The sequence below is a fragment of the Chitinophaga deserti genome (assembly GCF_003149455.1).
Classification (GTDB): Bacteria; Bacteroidota; Bacteroidia; order Chitinophagales; family Chitinophagaceae; genus Chitinophaga; species Chitinophaga deserti.
On the sequence record NZ_QFFK01000014.1, the window covers coordinates 128,965 to 137,627 of the forward strand.

At 51.9% G+C, this 8,663-nt stretch carries 7 protein-coding genes; 5 read left to right on the forward strand and 2 right to left on the reverse strand.

From position 1 onward, the window contains the following. The first annotated feature begins 200 nt into the window (after positions 1 to 200). From ppk1 to DEV76_RS24455, 4 genes are all read left to right on the forward strand, one after another. Positions 201 to 2,294, forward strand: a complete 2,094-nt coding sequence (gene ppk1 / locus DEV76_RS24440) for a polyphosphate kinase 1 (protein WP_232827038.1) — start codon at positions 201 to 203, stop codon at positions 2,292 to 2,294. A 74-nt stretch (positions 2,295 to 2,368) separates the two neighbouring features. Then, positions 2,369 to 3,262 (forward strand): Ppx/GppA phosphatase family protein, encoded by an 894-nt coding sequence (locus tag DEV76_RS24445; RefSeq protein ID WP_109700580.1) that lies wholly within the window; start codon positions 2,369 to 2,371, stop codon positions 3,260 to 3,262. Between the two features lie 82 nt (positions 3,263 to 3,344). Continuing rightward, positions 3,345 to 4,163 (forward strand): 3-methyl-2-oxobutanoate hydroxymethyltransferase, encoded by an 819-nt coding sequence (panB, locus tag DEV76_RS24450; protein WP_109700581.1) that lies wholly within the window; start codon positions 3,345 to 3,347, stop codon positions 4,161 to 4,163. Positions 4,164 to 4,388: 225 nt separating this feature from the next. Continuing rightward, positions 4,389 to 5,282 carry a DUF1338 domain-containing protein gene (locus tag DEV76_RS24455; RefSeq protein WP_109700582.1) on the forward strand — a complete coding sequence of 298 codons (894 nt, stop codon included), beginning with the start codon at positions 4,389 to 4,391 and terminating at the stop codon, positions 5,280 to 5,282. A gap of 5 nt (positions 5,283 to 5,287) precedes the next feature. Here the strand turns inward: DEV76_RS24455 and DEV76_RS24460 are convergent, their stop codons facing one another. Both DEV76_RS24460 and DEV76_RS24465 read right to left on the reverse strand, forming a co-directional pair. After that, positions 5,288 to 5,698 (reverse strand): DUF6691 family protein, encoded by a 411-nt coding sequence (locus DEV76_RS24460; RefSeq protein WP_109700583.1) that lies wholly within the window; start codon positions 5,696 to 5,698, stop codon positions 5,288 to 5,290. After that, positions 5,695 to 6,264 (reverse strand): YeeE/YedE family protein, encoded by a 570-nt coding sequence (locus DEV76_RS24465; RefSeq protein ID WP_109700584.1) that lies wholly within the window; start codon positions 6,262 to 6,264, stop codon positions 5,695 to 5,697. The genes DEV76_RS24460 and DEV76_RS24465 overlap by 4 nt, the downstream gene beginning before the upstream one ends. A 29-nt stretch (positions 6,265 to 6,293) precedes the next feature. On the opposite strand from DEV76_RS24465, the gene amaB reads away from it, so the two are divergent. Further along, positions 6,294 to 7,820: an L-piperidine-6-carboxylate dehydrogenase gene (amaB, locus tag DEV76_RS24470; RefSeq protein ID WP_109700585.1), complete on the forward strand. Its 1,527-nt coding sequence runs from the start codon at positions 6,294 to 6,296 to the stop codon at positions 7,818 to 7,820. Positions 7,821 to 8,663 lie beyond the last annotated feature (843 nt).

The window sequence follows — 8,663 nt, forward strand, 5'->3', positions numbered from 1 at the left end:
TTCATTCGCCCAACAATTGCGGGCAGAAATGCGTAATTTAATAGTAAGTTAACACGGCACGGACTACGGCGCCCGGGTTTTTCCTCATTTTTGCCCAGCAATTTAACTGGATCAGCCAACGCTCCCAAAAATCATGTGCATCTATGAGTTCGGACTCTTCAGCCGCCGCTAAATTACCGGCGCCCCTTAAACATATTCCGGTGAAAAAGACGACGAAAATAAAAGCCGCTTTCCCTAAAAAGAAAACGATAGTGCGGGACATCAGCTGGCTATCCTTTAATGCCAGAGTACTTCAGGAAGCCGCGGATACTACGGTACCCTTATACGAAAGACTCCGCTTCCTCGGCATATTCTCCAATAACCTCGATGAATTCTTCCGTGTACGTGTAGCCACCCTCAAAAGGATGGTGAGCTTCGGCAAATCGGCCCGTATGCACCTCGAAGAGAATCCAGAGCGCATCCTTGAAGAGATTCAGGCCATGGTCATTTCCCAACAGCAGGAATTTGACCGTATTTACAGGGAAATCGAAGAAGAGCTGAAACACGAGCACATCTACCTCCATACCGAAAAGCAGCTCAACCGCGAGCAGCAGAAGTTCGTCCAGAACTACTTCAACGATCATGTGCGGACGAACATCATCCCCCTCATGGTGGAATCCATCCCCACCCTGCCCTACCTGCGCGACAAATCCATCTATCTCGCCATCGTACTCGCGAAGGAAGATAATTCCGTGCGGCAGACGTATGCGCTGATCGAGATCCCCACCACGGTATTGCCCCGCTTCCTCATCCTGCCCAGCAGGGAAGGCGAGCATGATATCATGCTGCTGGAAGATGTGATCCGTTTTAACCTCCCGCACATCTTCTCCTACTTCGGCTACGATAAATTCACTTCCTCCATCATCAAGGTTACCCGCGATGCGGAGCTGGATATCGATAACGACATTGCCACGTCCCTCATCCACCAGCTGGAAAAGGGCCTCAAGGCACGCCGGAAAGGCAAGCCCGTCAGGTTTATTTACGACAGCCAGATAGACCCCTACCTACTGGAATTCCTCATCCGCCGCCTCGGCCTGGCCCGGAAAGACAACCTCCTGCCCGGTGGCAGGATACATAACTTCAAAGACTTCATGGATTTCCCTGACGAAGTCTTTACCCGCGAACGCCAGCGCCGCAAAACCATCGTACATCCCCTCTTCCAGAACGTACCCAGCGTAATGAGCGTGATCCGCGAACAGGATGTAATGCTACATACGCCGTATCATTCTTTCGATACCATTATCGACCTGTTGCGCGAAGCCGCCATGGACCCGCAGGTGACCACCATCAAGATCACTGCCTACCGCCTCGCCAAGAACAGCCGCATCATTAACGCCCTCATTAATGCCGTACGGAACGGTAAACAGGTAGTGGTAGTGCTGGAGCTCCGGGCAAGGTTCGATGAAGAAGCCAACCTGAAGTGGAAGGAACGGCTGGAGGAAGAAGGTGTGAAAGTATTGTACGGCGTGCCGGGCATGAAAGTGCATGCCAAAATCTGTGTCATCAAGAAACGCAGCGGCAACTCCACCGTTCAGTACGGCTTCGTAAGCACCGGCAACCTCAACGAGCGAACGGCTAAAGTATACGGCGATCATTGCTTGCTCACGAGCGACCGCGGCATTATGGCCGACATCAACCGTATTTTCCGGTACCTCGAAAGTCCGCGCCACGACGAAAAGATCCTGCAAACCTGCAAAACGCTGCTGGTGAGCCCGCATAACATGCGCAAGTCGTTCCTCCGGTATATGGACCGTGAGATCCGCAACGCCCGCCATAAGAAGCCGGCTGCCATTACGCTGAAGATGAACTCCCTGTCAGACGATATTATGATCGAAAAGCTGTACGAAGCCGCCCGCGCGGGTGTAGACGTACGCCTGATCATCCGCGGTATCTGCTGCGCTTATACATCCAGCAAGAAGTGGAAGAAAGACATTGAAGCCATCAGCATTGTTGATGAATACCTGGAGCATGCCAGGGTATTCGTGTTCCATAACGGCGGACAGGAGAAGGTTTTCATCGCCTCCTCCGACTGGATGGTACGCAACCTCGACCACCGTGTGGAAGCAGCCGTAGCCATCGAAGATCCCGTTATCCGCCAGGAGCTGATAGAGATACTGAACATACAGCTGCTGAGCAATGTGAAAGTGCGTATCCTGGACAATGAACAGCAGAACGCTTACAAGCATGCACCCGGCCGAAAAGTGCGCGCACAGCTGGAGATTTTCAAATACCTGCACGACAAGCCGTATAATTGAGCCGGTTACGCACGGAAATCCATGTGTTTTAATATCTTTGAAGCCTCATCTCACACCAAACCAGGACTGACGGAATGAAGTTTGCAGCAATAGATATTGGGTCCAACGCAGCACGCCTCCTGATCACGGAGGCGTCGCCCAAGGCCAACGGAGAAATGGATTTTACGAAAGTTAACCTCGTGCGGGTGCCCCTGCGCCTCGGTATTGATGTGTTTGCCTCGGGAACGATCTCGGATAAACGGGCCTACAGTCTGGTGAATACCATCAAAGCCTACAAGCTGTTGCTGGATGTGTATGACGTTAAATACCTCAAATCCGCCGCTACCTCTGCCATGCGTGATGCTTCCAACGGCACGGAAATACTCGAAAGGGTAAAGCGGGAAACCGGGATAGAGATCAAAGTGATTACCGGGCAGGAAGAAGCCAATTACATCTACGAGAACCATGTAGCCGAAAACCTCGACAAAACCAGGGGTTACCTCTACATAGACGTAGGGGGCGGCAGCACGGAGTTTACTTTCTTCAACGGTAACCGCATGGTGTTCAAGGAATCGTTCAACATCGGCACCATCCGCCTGCTGCAGGGTAAAGTGGAAGAGCAGCACTGGCAGCAGATGAAGGATTTCCTGAAGCTGCATCTCAAAACCTATAGCAATGTGATCGCCATAGGTTCAGGTGGTAACATCAACAAAATATTCTCCCTCTCTAAAAAGAAAGAAGGTAAACCCTTAACGCTCGACCTGCTGAAGGATTACTACAAGGAATTCAGCAGCTTCTCTGTGGAAGAGCGCATCCATCTCTATAATTTACGGGAAGACAGGGCCGATGTGATCGTGCCCGCGCTGCAGATTTACGTGAACGTAATGCGGTGGACGGATATACAGGAGATCTACGTACCCAAGATCGGGTTGGCCGACGGCCTTGTAAGGGCGCTGTATAAGGAGATTTCGGCGCTGGCGCAACCGTAGATCAAATAATTGTAGGCAAATCCGGTATTTATTCCAAACTTTGTGCCGCTCCGGGCAATGGGCCCGGTTAAAACGCAATGCAATGTCTGCTGTAAACAAAGAGATCAAACGCATCACTACCCATGTGCTGCAAAAGATGAAAACGGACGGAGAGAAGATTTCCATGCTGACCGCTTATGACTTTTCCATGGCCCGTATCTTAGATGACGCGGGTATAGACATCCTGCTGGTGGGCGATTCCGCTTCCAACGTGATGGCAGGTCATGAAACCACCCTCCCCATTACCCTCGACCAGATGATCTACCACGCCGCTTCCGTAGTGCGCGCCATCAAACGCAGCTTTGTGGTGGTGGATCTCCCCTTCGGCTCCTACCAGGGCAATTCCAAGGAAGCACTCATCTCCACCATCCGGATCATGAAAGAAACCGGCGCCCACGGTGTAAAGATCGAAGGCGGTGAAGAAATCATCGAATCCGTGAAGCGGATCATCAGCGCAGGCGTTCCCGTTATGGGCCACCTGGGGCTCACCCCGCAAAGTATCTATAAATTCGGCACCTACGCCGTTCGTGCAACAGACGATGCGGAAGCAGAAAAGCTCATCCGCGACGCCAAACTGCTGCAGGAAGCAGGCGCTTTCGCCATTGTACTGGAGAAAATACCCGCATTGCTGGGTAAACAGGTTGCTGAAGCCCTCACCATCCCTACCATCGGCATCGGCGCCGGTAAGTATGTAGACGGGCAGGTGCTTGTGATGCACGATATGCTCGGCATCAACAAAGAATTCAAGCCCCGCTTCCTCCGCCGCTATCTTAACCTGTACGACGATATCCTGAATGCTACCAAACAGTATATCAACGATGTAAAGGCGAAAGATTTCCCGAACGACCGCGAACAATACTAATCCCCCTCCGGGAAGCACGATACCAGGCCCCTCCGTAACCGCGGAGGGGCCTTTTTTTGTCCAGTCCGGGCCTTTCGTTATATTCGCCTCCGTGAATGCCATGATTAACATACAACTTTCACTCCTGTCTTACCTGCGCAGCACCTGCTCGCATGTGCCATGATTGCACGCCCGCCCCTCCATTCCACTATTCACCAACAATTTTTACGTTAAATCTCTAAGCTGATGACAACGCTGGAAACAGTATTGAACGGCCTGATGAGCCGTTATCAGGAACGCGTCCCCGATGTGGGAGCCATTATTAAGGCCATGATCGCAGAAGGCATTATCGCCAATGCGAACGATATCGAAAACGATCACATCGCCTTCCGCACCCTGGGCGTGCCGCACCTCGGCATCCAATCCCTCGAAAAGATTTTCCTCCATTACGGTTACCGTAAAATGGATTTCTACAACTTCCCCGCAAAAAAACTGGATGCTTACTGGTATGCTCCCCCGTCGGACCAATACCCGCGCATCTTCATCTCAGAACTGCGTGTAAACGACCTCTCGCCACAGGCACAGCTTACCATCCATAAGTATACCGACGAAGTTACCTCCGACCCGGTAGACGCGCTGAACCTCGACGACGGTGCCGCCGTGGATCATTTCCTCCACAGTGGTCTCTGGCGCACACCTACTTTATCCGATTATAAACTCCTTGCAGAAGAAAGCGAATACGCCGCCTGGGTAATCTATAACCGTTATTACCTCAACCACTTTACCGTAAGCGTACACAACCTGCCCGCAGGATATAATACCATTGCGGACTTCAACCGTTTCCTGGAGAAGGAAGGCTTCCGCCTGAATGATTCCGGTGGTAAAATCAAAACAAGTCCGGATCAGGGCCTGCTGCAAAGCAGTACCGTGGCAAGGATGATAGAAGCGGATTTTGCGGGTGATGAAAAGCAGGAAATTGCCGGCTCGTACGTGGAGTTTGCAGAAAGAAGAGTGCTGCCGCAGTTTGCGCATCTGGCGCCTGCAGACATCCGCAGGGAACACCGCCGGGAAGGGTTTGAGGCCAATAATGCCGATAAGATCTTCGAAAGCACCTACGCCTCGCAAACGGGTAAGCAGTAGCGGAATCAGTGCGGAAGATGATCTTTCCATTTACCATACACCCATGTACCGGCAACGGCACTCAGGAAGGTAACGATCACCACTGTAAAGCCGCTTCCGATCTGAGCGAATATCGGGCCCGGACAGGCGCCGGTAATGGCCCAGCCCAGTCCGAAGATGAGTCCGCCAATGATGTTACCTTTGGTAAAGGGCTTTTTCTGCACAACAATCTCCTCCCCGCTTACGCTGCGCCAGCCCATCTTCCGGATGAGCAACACACCCAGCATGGCGGTAAAAACTGCGCTGCCGATCACGCCATACATGTGAAAGGATTCCAGCCGGAACATTTCCTGGATACGGAACCAGGAGATCACTTCCGCTTTTACGAGGATGATGCCGAAAAGCATGCCGGTAAAGAGAAATTTCAGGTTTTTCATAACAGTAACCAGCGCATAAGGTGAGGAAGAATGTAATTGGTCATGGCAAAACCGCCGGCCATAAAGCAGATGGTAGCCACCAGTGATGGCCATTGCAAGGTGGCAATCCCGTAAATGGAATGCCCCGAAGTGCAGCCATTGGCATACCGGGTACCGAAGCCAACGAGGAAGCCGCCTGTAATGAAAAAGAGCAGCCCGGTCTCCGAAGCAACGTTGCCCCAGTTGAATATATCGCCGGGCGTCAGTTCATCGAATTCCTGCACGCCATTGGCCCGCAGGGCCGCTATCGTGGCAGGGTTCAGATCCACCGGCTGGCCGTTATGGAAAAACAGTAATACGATGGCCGCCCCGAGGGCAATGCCACCCACAAACCAGAGATTCCAGCTTTCTTTTTTCCAGTCATACTGAAAAAACGGAATTTTGCCGGGAATACAGGCCGCACAAATGTGCCGGAGCGACGAGGAGATGCCCAGTGCCTTATTGCCGATAAGCATCAGCAAAGGCACGCAAAGACCGATGAGCGGTCCGGCAACATACCACGGCCAGGGAGACTTTAAAAAGTTCATGAACGAAAAATACAAAAAACACAAGCAAGATGGAGCAGATTCTGCAACAATTCAGCATTAAAGGTCTTAACAGCGGCGTTTCCACCGGCAGCAAATGGCTGGCGGCGGGCGGAGCTGAAATTGTATCCGTATCCCCGGTAGACGGGAAGGTGATAGCCGCCGTAACCTGCGCATCCCGCAGTAATTACGACGAGGTGGTTGCTACGGCAAAGGCCGCTTACGAGGCATGGCGCCTCTGGCCGGCCCCCCGCCGCGGTGAGGTGGTACGCCAGGTGGGCGATGCCCTCCGTGCCAACAAGGAAGCCCTGGGCCGCCTTGTTTCGTATGAAATGGGTAAAAGCCTGCAGGAAGGTTATGGCGAAGTACAGGAAATGATCGATATCTGCGATTTCGCGGTTGGCCTCAGCCGCCAGCTGCACGGCCTCACCATGCATTCCGAACGCCCCGGCCACCGGATGTATGAACAATGGCATCCCCTGGGCATTGTAGGCATTATTTCCGCCTTTAACTTCCCTGTAGCGGTATGGAGCTGGAACTCCATGCTGGCATGGGTGTGCGGCGACGTATGCATCTGGAAGCCCTCCGAGAAAACACCCCTTACCGCCATCGCCTGCCAGAAGATAGCTGCGGAAGTGTTTGCGGCAAACGGAGTACCTGAAGGGGTTTCCTGCCTCGTATCGGGCGATCGTGAAGTGGGTGAATGGATGTCGTCTGACGTAAATGTGCCGCTTGTTTCCGCTACCGGCAGTACCCGTATGGGCAAGGCCGTAAGTGCAACAGTGGGCGCCCGTTTGGGTAAAGCCCTGCTGGAACTGGGCGGTAATAATGCCATTATTATTTCGAAAGATGCAGACCTCGATATGTCGCTCATCGGATGCGTGTTTGGCGCTGTGGGTACCGCAGGCCAGCGTTGCACCAGCACCCGCAGGCTCATCATCCATGATAGTGTGTACGACGCCTTTAAGGCTAAGCTGGTGAAAGCTTATCAGCAGCTGCGCATCGGCGACCCGCTGGATGAAAACAACCATGTAGGCCCGCTGATCGATAAAGATGCGGTGCATGCCTACCTGCAATCCATCGAAGCCTGTAAGGCGGAAGGTGGCACCTTTGTGGTGGAAGGCGGCGTACTGGAAGGTGCGGGCTATGAGTCCGGCTGCTATGTGAAACCGGCTATTGCGGAAGTGCAGAACCACTACAAGATCGTGCAGCACGAAACCTTTGCACCTATCCTGTACCTGATCCGTTATAAGGAGCTGGATGAGGCTATTGCATTGCAGAACGGTGTGCCCCAGGGCCTGTCGTCTGCCATCATGACGCTGAACCTCAGGGAGGCGGAACTGTTCCTTTCTCAGGCGGGTTCCGACTGCGGTATAGCTAATGTGAATATCGGAACAAGCGGTGCTGAAATTGGCGGAGCGTTTGGCGGAGAGAAAGAAACGGGCGGTGGCCGCGAAAGCGGGTCTGATGCATGGAAGGCTTACATGCGCCGGCAAACCAATACCATCAACTACAGTACAAAGCTGCCTTTGGCGCAGGGAATTAAATTCGACCTGTAACAGCAGTAGTCATATACTCAGCCCTCCGGATATCCTTTCCGGAGGGCTTTTCTATTGTCGGCACACACCTGCTCGTTTTGGCGATCCTAAGCCCCTTCCTCGACCTTTAGTCGCCCGGCTGACCTACTTTCCCGGAATTGATTGCAGCATCCATATCTTGCCTTAAAACGCACTTTAAACCGATTGACCACAAGAAGGGCGCCCGAAAAGGATTTCGAATGCAACAGCTTTAGCTAAGAGTTTGATTTTGAAACTGTTGAAGAAGATAACTGGCATCAGTAGCTACAAAATCCTTCAGAGCAGAATCACAACTAACTGATAATCTATCGGATAGACGTTGTTTATTGCGCTTCAAAATACGCTAATCGGCCTCTAATTGGCCTGTAATCGGCCTTAGCCCTTTTTAGAAAGCACCCCTCCTTTACCCCTACTGCAGGTTTACTGTAACTGTATTGTTTCCCTGATATACAGTATATAAATCGTACTGAAACCCTTACCAGGCGCGGAAATTATACTAAAAACCACCTGCTAATATACATTAACCCTTCTTTAACCCTTCTTTAAACCACCAGTAACCCGTCTGTTCCCCTCTATTTATTGCCTGTTACCGGCGAACTATTCCTGAGGGATAGTGCATCTGTCACTAATACCCCTATTGCCCGGAAACCTGCTATTTGCCCACTGCACGCTAAAGAATGAATTCCGGGTGCTCAAAATGTCTTATTTCAAAATTGGCTTTACAGTTTAGGGATTTAATAACGTTTAAATTAAATTTCCTTTATGAAGAAGACGCAGGGCAGAAAAAGCCAATATTCAGATTCAGAGCGCATAGCGATAGCCCAG

Coding starts and splice junctions, on each gene's coding strand:
- panB (WP_109700581.1), top strand. CDS start 3,345: ATGTCTGCTGTAAACAAAGAGATCAAACGCATCACTACCCATGTGCTG.
- DEV76_RS24465 (WP_109700584.1), bottom strand. CDS start 6,264: ATGAACTTTTTAAAGTCTCCCTGGCCGTGGTATGTTGCCGGACCGCTC.
- DEV76_RS24445 (WP_109700580.1), top strand. CDS start 2,369: ATGAAGTTTGCAGCAATAGATATTGGGTCCAACGCAGCACGCCTCCTG.
- DEV76_RS24455 (WP_109700582.1), top strand. CDS start 4,389: ATGACAACGCTGGAAACAGTATTGAACGGCCTGATGAGCCGTTATCAG.
- DEV76_RS24460 (WP_109700583.1), bottom strand. CDS start 5,698: ATGAAAAACCTGAAATTTCTCTTTACCGGCATGCTTTTCGGCATCATC.
- amaB (WP_109700585.1), top strand. CDS start 6,294: ATGGAGCAGATTCTGCAACAATTCAGCATTAAAGGTCTTAACAGCGGC.